At 68.9% G+C, this 17,298-nt stretch carries 17 protein-coding genes; 12 read left to right on the top strand and 5 right to left on the bottom strand.

Annotation, left to right across the window (positions count from 1 at the left end; genetic code table 11):
• Nucleotides 1-4 precede the first annotated feature (4 nt).
• Genes ACQPYM_RS25680 through ACQPYM_RS25670 form a run of 3 tightly spaced genes read right to left on the bottom strand, consistent with a single transcriptional unit; the run spans nucleotide 5 to nucleotide 2,636 of the window.
• On the bottom strand, nucleotides 5-1,036 hold the full coding sequence (locus ACQPYM_RS25680) for a glutathione S-transferase family protein (protein ID WP_433004793.1): 1,032 nt from the start codon (nucleotides 1,034-1,036) through the stop codon (nucleotides 5-7).
• Nucleotides 1,037-1,072: 36 nt separating this feature from the next.
• Nucleotides 1,073-1,732 (bottom strand): NAD(P)-dependent oxidoreductase, encoded by a 660-nt coding sequence (locus ACQPYM_RS25675; protein WP_433004790.1) that lies wholly within the window; start codon nucleotides 1,730-1,732, stop codon nucleotides 1,073-1,075.
• Between the two features lies 1 nt (nucleotide 1,733).
• The gene (locus ACQPYM_RS25670) at nucleotides 1,734-2,636 is read right to left on the bottom strand and encodes an EamA family transporter (RefSeq protein ID WP_433004787.1); all 903 of its coding nucleotides are present in this window, start codon (nucleotides 2,634-2,636) and stop codon (nucleotides 1,734-1,736) included.
• 77 nt (nucleotides 2,637-2,713) lie between these two features.
• Here ACQPYM_RS25670 and ACQPYM_RS25665 point away from each other — a divergent pair, with 77 nt between their 5' ends.
• Both ACQPYM_RS25665 and fxlM read left to right on the top strand, forming a co-directional pair.
• The gene (locus tag ACQPYM_RS25665; protein ID WP_433004784.1) at nucleotides 2,714-3,211 is read left to right on the top strand and encodes a MarR family winged helix-turn-helix transcriptional regulator; all 498 of its coding nucleotides are present in this window, start codon (nucleotides 2,714-2,716) and stop codon (nucleotides 3,209-3,211) included.
• A 4-nt stretch (nucleotides 3,212-3,215) separates the two neighbouring features.
• Complete coding sequence (gene fxlM, locus ACQPYM_RS25660) at nucleotides 3,216-4,460, top strand: methyltransferase, FxLD system (RefSeq protein WP_433004782.1); 1,245 nt, start codon at nucleotides 3,216-3,218, stop codon at nucleotides 4,458-4,460.
• Here the strand turns inward: fxlM and ACQPYM_RS25655 are convergent.
• The gene (locus tag ACQPYM_RS25655; protein WP_433004779.1) at nucleotides 4,457-5,296 is read right to left on the bottom strand and encodes a hypothetical protein; all 840 of its coding nucleotides are present in this window, start codon (nucleotides 5,294-5,296) and stop codon (nucleotides 4,457-4,459) included. The genes fxlM and ACQPYM_RS25655 overlap by 4 nt on opposite strands.
• Before the next feature lie 200 nt (nucleotides 5,297-5,496).
• Here ACQPYM_RS25655 and efp point away from each other — a divergent pair, with 200 nt between their 5' ends.
• The gene (gene efp / locus ACQPYM_RS25650) at nucleotides 5,497-6,030 is read left to right on the top strand and encodes an elongation factor P (RefSeq protein WP_433023385.1); all 534 of its coding nucleotides are present in this window, start codon (nucleotides 5,497-5,499) and stop codon (nucleotides 6,028-6,030) included.
• Nucleotides 6,031-6,065: 35 nt separating this feature from the next.
• Nucleotides 6,066-6,476 carry a transcription antitermination factor NusB gene (gene nusB / locus ACQPYM_RS25645; RefSeq protein WP_433004777.1) on the top strand — a complete coding sequence of 137 codons (411 nt, stop codon included), beginning with the start codon at nucleotides 6,066-6,068 and terminating at the stop codon, nucleotides 6,474-6,476.
• A gap of 226 nt (nucleotides 6,477-6,702) precedes the next feature.
• Here nusB and bldD read toward each other — a convergent pair whose 3' ends face one another.
• Nucleotides 6,703-7,215, bottom strand: coding sequence for a transcriptional regulator BldD (bldD, locus tag ACQPYM_RS25640; RefSeq protein ID WP_026163359.1), 513 nt, complete (start codon nucleotides 7,213-7,215; stop codon nucleotides 6,703-6,705).
• Nucleotides 7,216-7,447: 232 nt separating this feature from the next.
• Here bldD and pyrR point away from each other — a divergent pair, with 232 nt between their 5' ends.
• The 8 genes from pyrR to pyrF are packed head-to-tail and all read left to right on the top strand — an operon-like array spanning nucleotide 7,448 to nucleotide 17,234.
• Nucleotides 7,448-8,080 carry a bifunctional pyr operon transcriptional regulator/uracil phosphoribosyltransferase PyrR gene (gene pyrR, locus ACQPYM_RS25635; protein WP_433004773.1) on the top strand — a complete coding sequence of 211 codons (633 nt, stop codon included), beginning with the start codon at nucleotides 7,448-7,450 and terminating at the stop codon, nucleotides 8,078-8,080.
• Nucleotides 8,077-9,024, top strand: coding sequence for an aspartate carbamoyltransferase catalytic subunit (locus tag ACQPYM_RS25630; RefSeq protein WP_360280576.1), 948 nt, complete (start codon nucleotides 8,077-8,079; stop codon nucleotides 9,022-9,024). The genes pyrR and ACQPYM_RS25630 overlap by 4 nt, the downstream gene beginning before the upstream one ends.
• Nucleotides 9,021-10,313 (top strand): dihydroorotase, encoded by a 1,293-nt coding sequence (locus ACQPYM_RS25625; protein WP_433004770.1) that lies wholly within the window; start codon nucleotides 9,021-9,023, stop codon nucleotides 10,311-10,313. Before ACQPYM_RS25630 ends, ACQPYM_RS25625 begins: the two co-directional genes overlap by 4 nt.
• Nucleotides 10,310-10,798, top strand: coding sequence for a hypothetical protein (locus ACQPYM_RS25620; protein WP_360280581.1), 489 nt, complete (start codon nucleotides 10,310-10,312; stop codon nucleotides 10,796-10,798). The genes ACQPYM_RS25625 and ACQPYM_RS25620 overlap by 4 nt, the downstream gene beginning before the upstream one ends.
• Nucleotides 10,795-11,961, top strand: a complete 1,167-nt coding sequence (gene carA, locus ACQPYM_RS25615; protein ID WP_433004768.1) for a glutamine-hydrolyzing carbamoyl-phosphate synthase small subunit — start codon at nucleotides 10,795-10,797, stop codon at nucleotides 11,959-11,961. The genes ACQPYM_RS25620 and carA overlap by 4 nt, the downstream gene beginning before the upstream one ends.
• Nucleotides 11,961-15,311 (top strand): carbamoyl-phosphate synthase large subunit, encoded by a 3,351-nt coding sequence (gene carB, locus ACQPYM_RS25610; RefSeq protein WP_433004765.1) that lies wholly within the window; start codon nucleotides 11,961-11,963, stop codon nucleotides 15,309-15,311. Before carA ends, carB begins: the two co-directional genes overlap by 1 nt.
• Before the next feature lie 35 nt (nucleotides 15,312-15,346).
• The gene (locus ACQPYM_RS25605) at nucleotides 15,347-16,363 is read left to right on the top strand and encodes a quinone-dependent dihydroorotate dehydrogenase (RefSeq protein ID WP_433004762.1); all 1,017 of its coding nucleotides are present in this window, start codon (nucleotides 15,347-15,349) and stop codon (nucleotides 16,361-16,363) included.
• A 34-nt stretch (nucleotides 16,364-16,397) separates the two neighbouring features.
• A complete protein-coding gene (pyrF, locus tag ACQPYM_RS25600) occupies nucleotides 16,398-17,234 on the top strand; it encodes an orotidine-5'-phosphate decarboxylase (protein WP_433004760.1) in 837 nt (278 codons plus the stop codon).
• The last annotated feature ends 64 nt before the right edge of the window (nucleotides 17,235-17,298 follow it).

The raw sequence follows: 17,298 nt of genomic DNA, 5'->3' as shown, positions 1-17,298 counted from the left end.
AGTTTCACGACCGAGGCGGCGCTGCCGGGTTGGTGGCGCCGTGCTCGGTGGGGACGCGTTCGGCGTCGCGGGGCGGACCGGGCGGCGTACCGTCTCCGAACGGCTTCCCGCCGAGCTCTTCCCGGCCGTGCGGGGTGAGCCAGTTCGACCGGTCCGGGCCCACCGGCACGATCTTGGTCGGGTTGATGTCGGTGTGGACCACGTAGTAGTGCTCTTTGATCTGGTCGAAGTCGATGGTGTCGCCGAAGCCCGGAGTCTGGAACAGATCGCGCGCGTAGGCCCACAGCACCGGCAGCTCGGTGAGCTTGTTCCGGTTGCACTTGAAGTGGCCGTGGTAGACCGCGTCGAAGCGCGCCAAGGTGGTGAACAGCCGCACGTCGGCCTCCGTGATGGTGTCGCCTACCAGGTACCGCTGCTTGCTCAGCCTCTCGGACAGCCAGTCGAGGGCGGTGAACAGCCGCTCGTACGCCGCTTTGTAGGCCTCTTGCGAGCCGGCGAAACCCGCGCGGTACACGCCGTTGTTGACCTCGGTGTAGATCCGCTCGGCCACCTCGTCGATCTCGGCCCGGAGCGGTTCGGGGTACAGGTCCGGCGCTCCGTCGCGATGGTACGGCGTCCACTCGGTCGACAGATCGAGCGTGATCCGCGGGAAGTCATTGGTCACCACCGCACCGGTCGCCACGTCGACCATCGCCGGCACCGTGATGCCCTTCTCGTACCCCGGGTCGCGTTTGAGGTAGGCATCCTGGAGCCGCGGGATCTTCAGCACCGGATCCACGCCACCCGGGTCGCGGTCGAACGTCCAGCTCCGCTCGTCGTGCGTGGGACCGCAGAGGCCGAGGGAGATGACGTCCTCCAGCCCGAGCAGGCGACGGACGATGATCGCCCGGTTCGCCCACGGACAGGCTCGCGCCGCCACCAGCCGGTACCGGCCTGGTTCGACGGGATACCCGTCCCGGCCGTCAGCCGTGATCCGCTTGCTGATGTAGTCGCTGTCGCGGTTGTACTCGCCACCAGGATTCACGTAAGAGGCCACGGCCGTCCTGTGCCCAACAAGCTGAAATCTGAACGGTCAGCTGCCGACGGTGAACCGGAGCCGCCGATGCCGCGGACGCTCGGCCTCGTCCAGGAGCGCGATCGCAAAATCCTCCATCGACAGGTACGACGTACCGTCCGGCCCGACCAGCAACTCGTCGCGCCCGACCCGATAGGAGCCGGTCCGTACTCCGGGCTCGAGCAACGCGGGCGGACTGAGATAGGTCCAGTCCACCTCGTCGGCACCACGAATCACGTCCAGCTGCTCGTTGCAGGCCAACGCAATCGGCCGCAACTCCACCGGGAATCCAGGCCCGTCCACCAGCAACGTCCCCGGCTCCCCAGGCAAGGTCAGACTCGCTGCACCCCCAACAACCAACAACCGAACCCCACTACCGCTCAACCCACCCACTAACCCCTTGGCAGCAGTTGCCAGCTCGTCTTCCTGCCCCGGCACCGGCCGAGTAGCACTGATCACCACGTCCTGCCCAAGACTCAGCCGAGCGACGTCCCCCGCATCCGAAGCATCCCCACGCCCAACCCGCAGCAACCCGCCCGCCGCGGTCAGGCTGCGCGCTAGCGCCTGTAGGCGCTCTGGGTTGCGGCCCACCGCCGTGACTTCGTGGTTGCGGGACAGTGCTTCCTGGGCGGTTCGGCTGCCGACGGCACCGGTGGCTCCGAAGATGGTGATGCGCATATCAGACTCTTTCCGGGACGGGAGTGGGTGCGGTGCTGGGCGTTCTGGGTGAGGACTTCTTCAGTTGGGCGGTGATCAGCGCGGCGAGGACGATGAGTCCGCCGAGGAGCTGCAGCGGCGTGAGGCGCTGATCGACGACCAGCCAGCCGAGCGTGGTCGCGACCACCGGGCTGAGCAGCCCGAGGAAAGTGACGTTCGTGGGGGAGAGGCCGCGAAGACCGCGGAACCACAACGCATACGCCACCGCGGATCCGAAGATCGTCAGGTAGCTGTAGCCCGCCAGGTTCGCGAAGGTGAAGGACGCGGGAAGCGCCCCCTCGACGATCCAGGCAACCGGCAGCAGCAACAGCCCGCCGGCGACCAACTGCCAACCAGTCGTCGCAAGGAGTGGAGCGGGCGAGGCCCACCGTTTGCTGAGCACCACCCCAGTGGCCATGACCACGGCACCACCCAAGGCGGCGATGACGCCCCACGTGTCCAGCCGCGCGTCGGCTCGCAGTACCAGCAGACTCACGCCGGCCACGCCTGCGAACGCCGTCAGGATCGTCTTGACCGTCAGCCGTTCGCTGAGCAGACCGGCCGACAACAGAGCGACCAGCAGCGGTTGCAGCGCGCCGACGGTCGCCGCGACGCCGCCCGGCAGCCGGTAGGCGCCGATGAAGAGCAGTGCGTTGAACGCCCCGATGTTCAGCGCGCCGAGGACGAGTGCGCGCCACCACCAGATCCCCTGCGGCAGCTGCCGGGTCAGCGCGACCAGCAGCAGGCCGGCCGGGAGAGCGCGGATGAAGGCGGCAAGCAGCGGACGCTGCGGTGGCAGCAGTTCCGTGGCGACCAGATAAGTGGTTCCCCACAGCGCCGGCGCGATCGCCGTGGTGAGGATCAGGGTGACTCGATTGCTTAGCACTAAGACAATGTATCTCAGCGCTAAGCAACTTTCCAGTGGTTTATCTCACCACTAAGCGATCCAGTAGGCTTGACGGTATGGCGGACCATGTCGACCAGGTGCTCAGTCAGTGGGCCGAGCAGCGCCCGGATCTGGATGCCTCGCCGATGGCCGTGATCGGCCGGGTGAGCCGGCTCGCGCTGCTGTTCGACGGCGAGCTGCGCCGCAACTTCGCCCAGCACGATCTCGACCGCGCGTCATTCGACGTGCTGGCCACCTTGAGACGCAGCAACGCCGAGCACAGCCTGACCCCGGCCGGGCTGATGCGGTCGTCGATGGTCACCTCGGGCGCAATCACCCAGCGCCTCGACCGGCTGGAGGAGCGCGGCCTGGTCAAGCGCAGTCCGAGCGCGACGGACGGCCGCGGCGTCCTGGTCAAGCTGACACCCGCCGGGCTGAAGCTGATCGATAAGGTGCTGCCCACCCACATCGAGACCGAGAATCGCGCCTTGGCCGCGCTGTCCGCCGACGAACGCGACGCGCTGGCCGGCACCTTGCGCAAACTGCTCGAATCCCTGGGCGACAAGACGGACTGACCTCATGGATGCCGACAGCGACAAAGCCCGGTACGCCGGTACGTTGCGCGCGGCGTTGACCGATCTGCTGGTCCGGCAGGATGCCATCCACGACCCACGGGTCGCGGACGCCTTCCGGGCGGTCCCGCGGCATGTCTTCGTCCCGTCGGTGCCGCTGGAGATCGCCTATACCGACGACGTCGTACTGATGAAGCGGGACGAGACGGGCGTGCCGATCAGCACCGTCTCCCAGCCGACCGTGGTCGCGCTGATGCTCGAGCAGGCTGACGTCCAGCCCGGTCACCGGGTGCTCGAGATCGGCTCCGGCGGCTACAACGCGGCCCTGCTCCGCGAGCTCACCGGTCCGTCCGGCGAGGTCACCACGATCGACATCGACGCGGACGTGACGGCTCGCGCCCGGCAAGGCCTGGACGACACCGGCTACCCGGACGTCCAGGTACTGCGCGCCGACGGCGAGTTCGGCTGCCCGCAAGGCGCTCCCTATGACCGCATCATCGTCACGGTCACCGCCTGGGACATCGCTCCCGCCTGGCTGGAGCAGCTCGCGCCGGGCGGACGCATCGTCGTACCGCTGAGGTTGCGGTCGCAGACGCGCTCGATCGCGTTCGACCTGCGTGACGACGGGAAGTGGGGGCGCAGTCTGGAGAGCCGGTCGATGACGGTGTGCGGCTTCGTCAACATGCAGGGTGCGGGCGCGAACGACGAGCGGTTCGCCAGGCTGCACGCCGGCTTGGTCAGTCTGAGCTTCGACGAGGACCAGGCGGGGGCGCCGCTTCCGCCCGAGCGGGTGCTGGACAAGCCGAAGGTCTCGAGGTGGTCCGGTGTCCTGATGCACCGCGAGGAGCCGCTGTCCGACCTCGACCTGTGGCTCGCGACAACACTGCCCGGGTACTGCGTCCTCAGCGCCGAGCGTCGCGCCTTGAGCAAGGCGCTGGTCTCACCCGTGCCACGGTGGGGAGCCTCCGCGATGGCGTCGGACCATTCGCTCGGTTATCTGACCGGCCGTCCCGCGCCCGACCCTGACTTCGTCGAGCTGGGTGCCACCGGCCATGGCCCGGCGGGTGAGAACTTCGCTCAGCAGCTCGCCGACCAGACAGTTCGCTGGAACGAGACCCTCCGCGGAGGTCCCGGCCCGAAACTCGAGGTGCATCCACCGACGTTCCCGGCCGACCAGTTGCCGTCAGGCTTCCACTTCCGCAAACGCCACCACTACCTGACCCTCAGCTGGCCGGGGCAGCCGATGGGTTAGACGGCCGGGTTGGCGGGGCGGCCGGCATTGCGGACGGACTGCCAGAGCTCGTCCATGTCGGTCCGGTCCTCGGGGTCGGGCTTGTCGACCCAGCCGCTGGCCCAGACGTCCTCGTCGCGGTCGAGATCGAAGACCGACTCGGCGAACGCGGCCGAACCGACGTACCGGTCGGTCTCGTCGGCGTCGAACCGGCTGTCGGACGCATCGTCCCCGGCCGCTCCACCGCGCGATGCCTTGCCGGGCGGTGCGACCAGGTCGCGGGCGTACTTCTGGGCTTCGATGATGCCGAGATCCTGCTCGTCACACAGCAACCGGATCGCCGGTACTTCGTTCCCGCTGGTCATCAGTTCGCGGACGCGCCGTTCGAGCGGGCTGTTCGGTGCGGGGAAGTTGTGCTCCGGCTGCCGCCCGTGCTGAGTCCGGTCCGCCCGCTGGTGCTGCTGGGGCTGGTGCTGCGGGGGAGGGGGCGCCGGATACTGCCACTGTCCGGGCGGTGGGTACTGCGCCTGGACCGGCGCGACATACCCGACCTGCGCGGGGAACTGCCCCTGCACAGGGTGCTGACCCGGCACGGGGAACTGACCGTGCGGGTACTGACCCGGTACGAGGTGCTGACCCGGTACGGGATGCTGCGCCTGCATCGGATGCTGACCTTGCACCGGCGCGGCGTACTGGCCCTGCATCATCTGGGGCGGGCCCGCCCCCTGCTGGGCCTCCAGCCGTTCCATCAGTCGCTGCATCCGCTCCTGCCGCTTCGCCGGGTCGGCGGCCTTGGCGATCTTGCGGACCACTCCGAAGACGATCATCAGGACCACGAAGATGGTGAATGCGGTCATCGGAGGCCTCCCGGGCTCGGCCGGCGCGGAGTGCGCTGCCTGAAGCAAGCGTAGAGCCCCCGGAGACCACGAATCGGGAGAACCGCGTGCCGACCGCTACAATCTGGCGTACCGCTGATCACTTCCGCTGTGACTTTTCACTGAGTCACTCTCATAAGGGGACCTCCCGCGTGGCATCGACGAACGACCTCAAGAACGGCATGGTGCTCAACCTGGATGGGCAGCTGTGGTCTGTCGTCTGGTTCCAGCACCACAAGCCCGGTAAGGGCGGGGCCGTGATGCGGACCAAGCTCAAGAACGTGCTGAGCGGCAAGGTCGTCGACAAGACCTTCAACGCCGACGTCAAGGTCGACGTGGCCAACGTCGACAAGCGCGACATGACGTACCTGTACAACGACGGCGGCTCCTACGTCTTCATGGACAAGACCACCTACGAGCAGGTGAGCATCACCCCCGAGGTGGTCGGTGACGCCTCGCACTTCCTGCTGGAGAACCAGGACGCCATCGTCGCGGTGCACGAGGACCTCCCGCTGTACGTCGAGCTCCCGGCCTCGGTCGAGCTCACCGTGGAGTACACCGAGCCCGGCCTGCAGGGCGACCGCTCGACCGGCGGCACCAAGCCCGCGAAGCTGGAGACCGGGTACACGATCAACGTTCCGCTGTTCCTGACCACCGGCGAGAAGGTCAAGGTGGACACCCGGACAGGGGACTACCTCGGCCGCGTCACCTCCTGACCAGCAGCACCTATTCCTGGAGCTGACAACAGAACATGTCTGCCCGTAGCAAGGCCCGCAAGCGCGCCCTCGACGTGCTCTTCGAGTCGGAGGTCCGGGGGCTGCCGGTCGGCGGCACCCTGGCCGACCGGGTGGCTGACAACGATCCGCCGGTGAACGAGTTCACCGTGGCGCTGGTCGAGGGTGTGGCCAAGCACATCGACCAGATCGACGAGCTGCTCGGCGCGCACTCGGTCGGCTGGACGCTGGACCGGATGCCGGCCGTCGACCGCAACATCCTGCGGATCGGCGCCTACGAGCTGCTGTTCGACGAGCAGGTCCCGGACGTGGTGGCGGTCAGCGAGGCGGTGTCGATGGCGCGCGACCTGTCCACCGACGAGTCGCCGGCCTTCGTCAACGGGCTGCTGGCCCGGCTGCTGCAGCTGAAGCCCACCCTCGGCGTCTAGTCGCCGTCCAGGTGGCCCAATAGGCCCGGTACCGCCACGGTGCGGTGCCGGGCCCTCTCAGCGTCCCCGTTCGTCGGCTCGGGGGGAACGGCCCCCGGCCTGGTACTGCGAAAACCGTACTGCGATGAAACTCTCCCCGTCCCCGTGAAGGAGGGCGGGCAGGCGGCCGCGGGCAAGCTGCTACGAGCCCCGACCGTCTTGTCGCGCCGTTCCGGGTCGGACGCCGTCAGGCGCCGGCTGCCTCGGACTCCTCGACGTCACCCTTCGCCTCCGGGTTCAAGACACCCCAGGAGATGAAACGCTCGGTCAGAGTCGTCGGCGACTCGTCGTAGATCACGGCCAGGGTGCGCATGTCGTCCTGACGGATCGACAGCACCTTGCCGTTGTAGTCCCCGCGCTGAGCCTGGATGGTGGCCGCGTACCGCGTGAGCGGACCGGCCTCACTCGCGTCGAGGTGTTGCAGAGCCTCCAGATCAAGGATCAACCGGGGCGGAGCTGCAGCCGCAGCAGCCGCACTGGCGGATCCAGGAAGCAGCTCACGGATCGGCACGCCGTAGAAATCGGCGAGCTCCGCAAGCTTCTGGACGGTGACGGCCCGATCGCCACGCTCGTACGAGCCGACGACGACCGCCTTCCAGCGACCCTTGGACTTCTCTTCCACGCCGTGCAGCGACAGGCCTTGCTGCTGGCGGATGGCGCGCAACTTGCCGCCCAGTGTCTTCGCGTATTCGCTAGGCACGCTGGTACTTCCCTCCGACTTTTGGTCGTTACATCGATGGCCCGGGCAGTGACTGTTTCACTGACTCTTACCAATGGGCCGTTGGGTGAAACCCCCCACGATTACACAGAGTAACAATATTCTGGGCCAGAGGCCAGCGTCAAGACGGCGTGTCACTTCCGATACCATGTCAAGCGGTCCGAACGTCCTTTAAAGACCCGTCCAGAGAGGCGGGAAAGGAGGAACGGTAGCGATGAGCCCTGCCTCGGTGCCAGAGCCCGCGGCCACGAAGGTGGAAAATTCCGCCCGCGTGACCCAGGCCACACCCCGCACAGTGCTGGATGCTTCCGACATTTCCCGGGCACTGACCCGGATCGCGCACGAGATCCTCGAGCGCAACCGGGGTGCCGACCCCGTCGTCCTGCTCGGCATTCCCACCCGTGGCGTCGGTCTGGCGACCCGGATCTCCGACCGGATCGCGGCCGTCGAGGGGCGCAGCGTGCCCACAGGGTCACTCGACGTGACCATGTACCGCGACGACATCGGGCTCAAACCGGCCCGCGCGCTGGAGCACACCGACATCCCGCCGGGCGGGATCGACGGCAAGGTGGTCGTCCTGGTCGACGACGTGCTGTTCTCCGGCCGGACCATCCGGGCCGCGCTGGACGCGATCGGTGACATCGGCCGGCCCAAGGCGGTCCAGCTGGCCGTCCTGGTCGACCGGGGGCACCGCGAGCTGCCGATCCGCGCGGACTACGTCGGCAAGAACCTGCCCACCTCGCTGGTCGAGCGGGTCACCGTCCATCTGACCGAGTACGACGCGGACGACGCGGTCCTGATCGCCGACAAACCGGCGCGGGCCGAGCGGGAGGGGCAGGCGCGATGAGGCATTTGCTGAGTGCGGGCGATCTGTCGCTGGACGAGGCGAACCTGATCCTGGACACCGCCGAGGAGATGCGCTCGCTGGCGGACCGGCCGATCAAGAAGCTGCCCGCGCTGCGCGGCCGCACGGTGGTGAACCTGTTCTTCGAGGACTCCACCCGGACCCGGATCTCGTTCGAGGCGGCCGCCAAGCGGCTGTCGGCCGATGTGATCAACTTCTCCGCCAAGGGCTCGAGCGTCAGCAAGGGCGAAAGCCTCAAGGACACCGCGCTGACGCTGCAGGCGATGGGCGCCGACGGCGTCGTCTGCCGGCACGGCTCGTCGGGGGCGCCGCACCTGCTGGCCACCTCCGGCTGGCTGAACGGCTCGGTGGTCAACGCCGGCGACGGCACCCACGAGCACCCCACCCAGGCCCTGCTCGACGCCTTCACGATGCGCCGCCATCTCGGTTCGCTCGACGGACGCCGGATCACCATCGTCGGTGACGTCCTGCACAGCCGGGTGGCCCGATCCAACGTGCTGCTGCTCTCGACGCTCGGCGCCGAGGTCACCGTGGTCGCGCCGCCGACGCTGCTCCCGGTCGACATGACCAACTGGCCGTGCGCCACGTCGTACGACCTGGACGGGGCACTGGCCAAGAGTGACGCGGTGATGATGCTGCGGGTCCAGCGCGAGCGGATGAACGACGCGTTCTTCCCCAGCGCCCGGGAGTACACCCGGCGCTACGGCCTGGACGTGCACCGGATGGCCCAGCTCGGCGACGAGGCGATCGTGCTGCACCCCGGTCCGATGAACCGGGGGATGGAGATCAGCGCCGAGGTGGCCGACTCGACCCGCTCGGTGATCGTCGAACAGGTCACGAACGGCGTGGCGATCCGGATGGCCGTGCTTTACCTGCTGCTGTCAGGCAGTAACGACACCAACCCGACTGAGGAGCCCAAGGCATGACCGCGTACCTGATCACCGGAGCCAGCATCATTGGTGGCGAGGTGGCGGACCTGCTGATCGACAACGGCGAGATCGTGGCCGTCGGCAACGAGCTCGCCGCACCCCAGGACGTCCAGCGAGTCGACGCGACCGGCCTGATCGCGCTCCCCGGCCTGGTCGACCTGCACACCCACCTCCGCGAGCCGGGCCGCGAGGACGCCGAGACCGTCCTCACCGGCACTCGGGCCGCGGCGATCGGCGGCTTCACGGCAGTCTTCGCGATGGCCAACACCGACCCGGTCGCCGACACGGCAGGCGTCGTCGAGCAGGTCTGGCGCCTCGGCCGCGAAGCCGGGTACGCCGATGTCATCCCGATCGGAGCGGTCACCGTCGGCCGGCAGGGCACCCAGCTCGCCGAACTGGGCGCGATGGCGGACTCGGCGGCCCGCGTGCGGGTCTTCTCCGACGACGGCGACTGCGTCTGGGACGCCGCCCTGATGCGCCGCGCCCTCGAGTACGTGAAGGCCTTCGGCGGCACGATCGCCCAGCACGCGCAGGAACCGCGGCTGACCGAGGGCGCCCAGATGAACGAGGGCGCGCTGTCCGGTGTGCTCGGGCTGACCGGCTGGCCGAGCGTCGCGGAGGAGTCGATCATCGCGCGCGACATCCTGCTGAACGCGCACGTCGGCTCGAAGCTGCACATCTGCCACCTGTCCACCAAGGGCTCGGTCGAGATCGTCCGGGCCGCCAAGAAGCGCGGGCTCGAGGTCACCGCTGAGGTGACTCCGCACCACCTGCTGCTGACCGAGGACCTGGCGGCGTCGTACAACCCGGTCTACAAGGTCAACCCGCCGCTGCGGACGAAGGCCGACGTCGAGGCGGTTCGCGAAGGGCTGGCCGACGGCACGATCGACATCGTCGCCACCGACCACGCGCCGCACCCGGTGGAGGACAAGGACTGCGAGTGGAGCGCGGCCGCGTTCGGGATGACCGGGCTGGAGACAGCGCTCTCGGTGGTCCAGCACACGATGGTCGACACCAAGCTGCTGACCTGGGCCGACCTGGCCGACCGGATGAGCTACCGCCCGGCCGCGATCGGCCAGATCAGTGACCACGGGCAGCCCCTCACCGTCGGCGCCCCCGCCAACCTGGTCCTGGTCGACCCCGCGGCCGAGCGCACCGTAGTACCGAGTGAGACGGCGTCGCTGTCGCGGAACACTCCGTTCGCCGGGATGACGCTGCCCGGCCGGGTGATGGCGACCTTCCTGCGCGGCGAACCGACCGTCCTGGACGGGAAGCTCACCAAGTGAAGGTTGTTCTCGGAATCCTCGGCACGCTGCTGGTGATCGGCGGCGGCTGGTTCGGCATGTACCGCGGCTGGCGCAACCGCCAGTCCCGGCAGGCCGATCTCGCGCCGCTGCCAGTTGTGCCCGAGGGCAAGGTAAAAGGCGTCGAAGGCGTCTATGTCGCCACCACGACCGCCGGCGACTGGATGGACCGGATCGCCGTGCACGAACTCGGAGTCCGCAGTACCGCGGACCTGGCCGTCAGTGAGGCCGGCCTGATCTTCCATCGGCAAGGGGCGGCGGACGTCTTCATCCCCGCGGACCACCTGACCGGTGTCCGGACCGACCGCGGCATCGCGGGCAAGGTCACCGCCGAGGCCTCCGGGCTGGTCGTGGTGACCTGGACCCATGACGGCCGCGAGCTCGACACCGGGTTCCGGCCCCGCCGCAAGGCCGACACCGCCCCGCTGACCGAATCCATCTCGACCCTGATCGGAGCCGAGCAATGAGCCAGGCCGCCAGTCAAGCCGCCCTGCTGGTCCTCGAGGACGGCCGCGCGTTCGCCGGTACGTCGTACGGGGCGACCGGCGAGACCTTCGGCGAGGCGGTGTTCACCACCGGGATGACCGGCTACCAGGAGACGCTGACCGACCCGTCGTACCACCGCCAGATCGTCACCCAGACCGCGCCGCACATCGGCAACACCGGCGTCAACGACGAGGACGACGAGTCGCAGCGGATCTGGGTCGCCGGGTACGTCGTCCGCGATCCCGCCCGGGTGCCGTCGAACTGGCGCTCCACCCGCACCCTCGACGACCAGCTGAGAGGCCAGGGCATCGTCGGCATCTCCGGCATCGACACCCGCGCGCTGACCCGGCACCTGCGCGAGCGCGGCGCCATGCGGGCCGGCATCTCGACCGAGATCCTGGATCCCGAGGTGCTGCTGCGCAAGGTGCTCGAGCAGCCGCCGATGGCCGGCGCCGACCTGGCCGGACAGGTCACCACCGCCGACGCGTACGTCGTACCGGCGGAGGGGGAGAAGCGGTTCACCGTGGTCGCCCTCGACCTCGGGATCAAGTCGATGACGCCCAAGCGGATGGCCGAGCGCGGGATCGAGGTCCACGTCCTGCCGGCCACCGCGACGCTGGAGGAGGTGCTGGCGGTCAACCCCGACGGCATCTTCATGAGCAACGGCCCGGGCGACCCGGAGACCACCGAGCACCCGACCACGCTGCTCAAGGAACTGCTCGGCCGCCAGGTCCCGTACTTCGGGATCTGCTTCGGCAACCAGGTCTTCGGCCGGGCGCTGGGGCTGGGCACCTTCAAGCTGAAGTACGGGCACCGGGGGATCAACCAGCCGGTCCTCGACCGGGCCACGGGCAAGGTGGAGATCACCTCGCAGAACCATGGCTTCGCTGTCGCTTGGCCGGGCAGCGAAAATCAGCACAGCGCGGTCGATGCGCCACTCGACGAGAAGGTCGAGACGCCGTACGGCATCGCCGAAGTGACCCACGTATCGCTCAACGACAACGTCGTCGAAGGGCTCAAGCTGACGGGCAGGGACGGGAAGACAGTGGCCTTCTCGGTGCAGTACCACCCGGAGGCCGCCGCCGGCCCGCATGACTCGGCGTACCTGTTCGACCGCTTCGTAGAGCTGATGGAGAAAAGCTGATGCCCCGCCGTACAGACATCGACTCGGTGCTGGTGATCGGCTCCGGCCCGATCGTGATCGGCCAGGCCTGTGAGTTCGACTACTCCGGCACCCAGGCCTGCCGGGTGCTCAAGGAAGAGGGGTTCCGGGTCATCCTGGTGAACTCCAACCCGGCCACGATCATGACGGACCCCGAGTTCGCCGACGCGACCTACGTCGAGCCGATCACCCCGGAGTTCGTCGAGAAGGTGATCGAGAAGGAGCGCCCGAACGTCCTGCTCGCCACCCTCGGCGGCCAGACCGCGCTGAACGCGGCGATCTCGCTGCACGAGAACGGCGTGCTGGAGAAGTACGGCGTCGAGCTGATCGGCGCCTCCGTGGACGCGATCCAGCGCGGCGAGAACCGGGAGTCGTTCAAGGCGATCGTGGAGAAGCTGGGCGCCGAGACCGCCCGCTCGCACGTCTGCCACACGATGGACGACGTGCTCGGGGCGGCCGCCGCGCTGGGCTACCCGCTGATCATCCGGCCGTCGTTCACGATGGGCGGCGTCGGCTCCGGGATGGCCTACGACGAGAACGACCTGCGCCGCATCGCCGGCGCCGGCCTGACCGCCAGCCCGACCACCGAGGTGCTGATCGAGGAGTCGATCGTCGGCTGGAAGGAGTACGAGCTGGAGGTGATGCGCGACAAGGCGGACAACGTCGTGATCATCTGCTCGATCGAGAACGTCGACCCGATGGGCGTGCACACCGGCGACTCGGTCACCGTCGCGCCGGCGATGACGCTGACCGACCGCGAGTACCAGACCATGCGGGACCTTGCCATCGGCATCATCCGCGAGGTCGGCGTGGACACCGGCGGCTGCAACATCCAGTTCGCGGTGAACCCGGCCGACGGCCGGCTGATCGTGATCGAGATGAACCCGCGGGTGTCGCGCTCCTCGGCGCTGGCCTCGAAGGCGACCGGCTTCCCGATCGCGAAGATCGCCGCCAAGGTGGCCATCGGCTACACCCTGGACGAGATCCCGAACGACATCACCCAGCAGACCCCGGCCAGCTTCGAACCGACGCTGGACTACGTGGTGGTGAAGGTGCCGCGGTTCGCGTTCGAGAAGTTCCCGGCCGCGGACGCCACGCTGACCACGCACATGAAGAGCGTCGGCGAGGCGATGGCGATCGGCCGCAACTACACCGAGGCGCTGCAGAAGGCGCTGCGCTCGCTGGAGAAGCCGGAGGCGCGGTTCTCCTGGGCCGAGGCGCCGTCGTCCGACCTGGAGCCGTTGCTGGAGGCAATCAAGACGCCGCACGACGGCCGGCTGCGGACGGTGATGGACGCGATCCGGGCCGGCGCGACGCCGGAGCAGATCCACGACGCGACCAAGATCGACCCGTGGTTCGTGGACCAGCTGTACCTGATCCACGAGACGGCCGGCCAGGTCGCGGCCGCACCCCGGCTGACCCCGGAGATCCTGCGGCTGGCGAAGCGGCACGGGTTCTCCGATCTGCAGCTGGCCGAGATCCGCGGGCTGACCGAGGACGTCGTCCGCGGGGTCCGGCAGGCGCTCGGGATCCGCCCGGTCTACAAGACGGTCGACACCTGCGCGGCCGAGTTCGCCGCCGCGACGCCGTACCACTACTCCTCCTACGACGAGGAGACCGAGGTCGCGCCGCGGGAGACCCCGGCGGTGCTGATCCTCGGCTCGGGCCCGAACCGGATCGGCCAGGGCATCGAGTTCGACTACTCCTGTGTGCACGCGTCGATGGCGCTGCGCGACGCCGGCTACTGCACGATCATGGTCAACTGCAACCCCGAGACGGTCTCCACCGACTACGACACCTCCGACCGGCTGTACTTCGAGCCGCTCACCTGCGAGGACGTCCTGGAGATCGTGTACGCCGAGATGCAGGCCGGCCCGATCGCCGGCGTCATCGTCCAGCTCGGCGGGCAGACCCCGCTCGGCCTGGCCCAGCGGCTCGCGGACGCCGGCGTACCGATCGTCGGGACCTCACCCGAGGCGATCCACCTCGCCGAGGAGCGCGGGGCCTTCGGCAAGGTGCTGTCCGACGCGAACCTGCCGGCCCCGAAGCACGGGACCGCGATGTCGTTCGGCGAGGCGCAGTTGATCGCCACCGAGATCGGCTTCCCGGTCCTGGTCCGGCCGTCGTACGTGCTCGGCGGCCGCGGCATGGAGATCGTGTACTCCGATGCCGAGCTGACCGCCGCGCTCGAGCGGCTCAGCGGTGGTGCGCTGACCGCGAACTGGGAGCACCCGGTGCTGATCGACCGGTTCCTGGACGACGCGGTCGAGATCGACGTCGACGCGCTGTACGACGGCACCGAGCTGTTCCTGGGCGGCGTGATGGAGCACATCGAGGAGGCCGGGGTGCACTCGGGCGACTCGTCCTGCGCGCTGCCGCCGATCACCCTGGGCAACGCGGACATCGAGAAGATCCGCGAGTCCACCGAGGCGATCGCCCGCGGTGTCGGCGTACGGGGTCTGCTGAACGTGCAGTACGCGCTGGCCGGTGACGTGCTCTACGTGCTGGAGGCGAACCCGCGGGCCTCGCGGACGGTGCCGTTCGTGTCGAAGGCGACCGCGACCCCGCTGGCCAAGGCCGCGGCCCGGGTGATGCTCGGGGCAACGATCGCCGGATTGCGTGCCGAGGGCATGCTGCCGGCCGAGGGCGACGGGGGCACACTGCCCGCGTCGACGCCGATCGCGGTCAAGGAAGCGGTGATGCCGTTCAACCGGTTCCGGACCCTCGACGGCGCCTCGGTGGACACCGTGCTCGGGCCGGAGATGCGCTCGACCGGTGAGGTGATGGGTATCGACGACACCTTCGGGACGGCGTTCGCCAAGTCGCAGGCCGCCGCGTCCCAGCCGTTGCCGGGATCCGGCAAGGTGTTCGTCTCGGTGGCGAACCGGGACAAGCGGGCGATGATCTTCCCGGTCAAGCGGCTGGCCGATCTGGGCTTCCAGATCTACGCCACCGAAGGCACCGCCGACGTACTGCGGCGCAACGGCGTGCAGGCCGTGACGGTCCGCAAGAGCAGCCAGGGCCCGGGCCCGAACGGTGAGCCGACGATCGTGCAGATGGTCCAGGACGGCGAGCTGAACCTGATCGTCAACACCCCGATCGGCATCACCAAGGACGGCTCGCCCCGCCTCGACGGCTACGAGATCCGCAGCGCGGCGGTGGCTCGGAACATCCCCTGCATCACGACGGTCCAGGGCCTCGGCGCCGCGGTACAAGGCATCGAAGCCCAGCAAGCCGGCGACATCGGAGTCCGCTCCCTGCAGGACTGGGCCAACCGCATCCGAGGCGAAGCAGACCCGGTCGGCGGCACCCCACCGGTCGCGGGGGTCTGATGTACCGACGATTCATCAGACCCGTCCTTTACCGAATGGGTAAGGGCGATGCGGAGATCGCTCACGAGCAGACGCTCCACGGGTTGCGGCGGTTGAGCCGCATCCCGGGGGCGGTGCCTGCGCTGTCCCGCACATATGGCGCCCTGCCGGCAGGGATAGAGCGGACTGTCTTCGGTGTGCGGTTCCCCAGCCCGGTCGGTCTGGCCGCCGGGATGGACAAGAACGGTCTGGCGCTGCCGGCCTGGCGAGCGCTCGGCTTCGGTTTCGTCGAGGTCGGCACGGTGACCGCGCATCCGCAGCCCGGCAACGAGAAGCCCCGGCTGTTCCGGCTGGTCGAGAGCGAAGCCGTGATCAACCGGATGGGCTTCAACAACCTCGGTTCGGCCGCGCTGGCGGACAAGCTGGCGGCGTACGGGGACCTGGGTTACCCGCTGGGCATCAGCATCGGGAAGTCCAAGGTGACGCCGCTGGAGGACGCGGTGGGGGACTACGTCACCTCACTGCGCCGGCTCTATCGCTTCGGCGACTACTTCGCTGTCAACGTCAGCTCACCGAACACACCCGGCCTGCGTTCCCTCCAGGACGCCGGTCACCTCCGCGAGCTGCTCACCGCCCTGCACGACGAGGCACGCACCCTCAGCACGGGCGGCCGCGACCCGAAGCCGGTCCTGGTGAAGATCGCACCGGACCTGACCGAGCCGGCGATCGACGAACTGCTCGGCGTCTGCACCGACGTCGGCGTGGCGGGCATCATCGCCACCAACACGACGATCGGCCGCTCGGGCCTGGCCCTCGCCGACGAGCGCCTCAGCGGCGAGACCGGCGGCCTGTCCGGCCGGCCCCTCACCGAACTCGCGGCCAAAACGGTTGCCCAGATCCACGCAAGTACCAACGGTGCACTACCGATCATCGGCGTCGGCGGCATCCTCGAGCCCGACGACGCGGTCCGGCTGTTCGACGCCGGCGCCAGCCTGGTCCAGCTCTACACCGGCCTGATCTACCGCGGCCCGTCCCTGGTACGCCGCACCAACCGCCGCCTGGCCCCCAGATGAGAAAGCGCCCCAGATGAGAGAGCGAGAACGCCCCATGAGCAGCCAGCCCTTCGGAACCCGGTTGCGCGCGGCCATGAACGAGCGTGGCCCGCTCTGCGTCGGTATCGACCCGCACGCCCACCTGCTCGACGCCTGGGGGCTGCCGGACGACGCCGACGGTCTCGCCTCTTTCACCTACGGCGTGGTGGACGCACTGGCTGACCGGGTCGCCGTCTTCAAGCCCCAGTCGGCCTTCTTCGAGCGTTTCGGGTCGGCCGGGATCGCGGTCCTGGAGCAGGCCACGATCCGGCTGCGCGAGGCCGGTGCGCTGGTCATCATCGACGCCAAGCGCGGCGACATCGGGTCGACGATGGCCGGGTACGCGTCGGCGTACCTGGCGGAGAAGGGACCGCTGGCCTGCGACGCGCTGACCGTCAGCCCGTACCTCGGCTTCGGTTCGCTGCAACCCGCCATCGACGAGGCCCGCGCCGCCGGGGCCGGTCTGTTCGTGCTGGCGCTGACCTCGAACCCGGAGGGCCCGCAGTTCCAGTCGGCCCGGACCGTCGACGGTCCGACCGTTGCAGGCGCCGTGCTCGACGGTCTGCGGGAGCTCAACGCGGATGCCGACGATCTGGGGTCGTTCGGGGCCGTGGTCGGCGCGACGATCAAGTCGACGGGGGAGGACCTCGACATCCGCGGCCCGCTGCTGGCGCCTGGGCTCGGGGCGCAAGGCGGTACGGCCGAAGGGTTGGCGGCGGTCTTCGGGCCGGCGCTGCGCAACGTCGTACCGTCGAGCTCTCGCGAGATTCTCGGAGCCGGTCCGGACGCGGGATCGCTGCGGGATGCCGCCGACCGGGCGAACGACGCTTTCCGCGCAGTACTGGGTTACTGACGACGCGGGAGATCACGGACCGGTTCCAACCGGCCGGTGGGAGGTTCCTCACGGCGTGCCGAGA

The organism is Kribbella sp. CA-294648 (assembly GCF_050943845.1).
Classification (GTDB): domain Bacteria; phylum Actinomycetota; class Actinomycetes; order Propionibacteriales; family Kribbellaceae; genus Kribbella.
The sequence above is the reverse complement of the archived record's forward strand: the minus strand, read 5'-3'. Positions and strand labels throughout refer to the sequence as shown.

Excerpts from the sequence above, each read along its gene's own strand:
- fxlM (WP_433004782.1), top strand. The coding sequence starts at position 3,216 with ATGGATGCCGACAGCGACAAAGCCCGGTACGCCGGTACGTTGCGCGCG.
- pyrF (WP_433004760.1), top strand. The coding sequence starts at position 16,398 with ATGAGCAGCCAGCCCTTCGGAACCCGGTTGCGCGCGGCCATGAACGAG.
- pyrR (WP_433004773.1), top strand. The coding sequence starts at position 7,448 with ATGAGCCCTGCCTCGGTGCCAGAGCCCGCGGCCACGAAGGTGGAAAAT.
- ACQPYM_RS25675 (WP_433004790.1), bottom strand. The coding sequence starts at position 1,732 with ATGCGCATCACCATCTTCGGAGCCACCGGTGCCGTCGGCAGCCGAACC.
- efp (WP_433023385.1), top strand. The coding sequence starts at position 5,497 with ATGGTGCTCAACCTGGATGGGCAGCTGTGGTCTGTCGTCTGGTTCCAG.
- ACQPYM_RS25605 (WP_433004762.1), top strand. The coding sequence starts at position 15,347 with ATGGGTAAGGGCGATGCGGAGATCGCTCACGAGCAGACGCTCCACGGG.
- ACQPYM_RS25655 (WP_433004779.1), bottom strand. The coding sequence starts at position 5,296 with ATGACCGCATTCACCATCTTCGTGGTCCTGATGATCGTCTTCGGAGTG.
- ACQPYM_RS25625 (WP_433004770.1), top strand. The coding sequence starts at position 9,021 with ATGACCGCGTACCTGATCACCGGAGCCAGCATCATTGGTGGCGAGGTG.
- nusB (WP_433004777.1), top strand. The coding sequence starts at position 6,066 with ATGTCTGCCCGTAGCAAGGCCCGCAAGCGCGCCCTCGACGTGCTCTTC.
- carA (WP_433004768.1), top strand. The coding sequence starts at position 10,795 with ATGAGCCAGGCCGCCAGTCAAGCCGCCCTGCTGGTCCTCGAGGACGGC.
- carB (WP_433004765.1), top strand. The coding sequence starts at position 11,961 with ATGCCCCGCCGTACAGACATCGACTCGGTGCTGGTGATCGGCTCCGGC.
- ACQPYM_RS25630 (WP_360280576.1), top strand. The coding sequence starts at position 8,077 with ATGAGGCATTTGCTGAGTGCGGGCGATCTGTCGCTGGACGAGGCGAAC.
- ACQPYM_RS25665 (WP_433004784.1), top strand. The coding sequence starts at position 2,714 with ATGGCGGACCATGTCGACCAGGTGCTCAGTCAGTGGGCCGAGCAGCGC.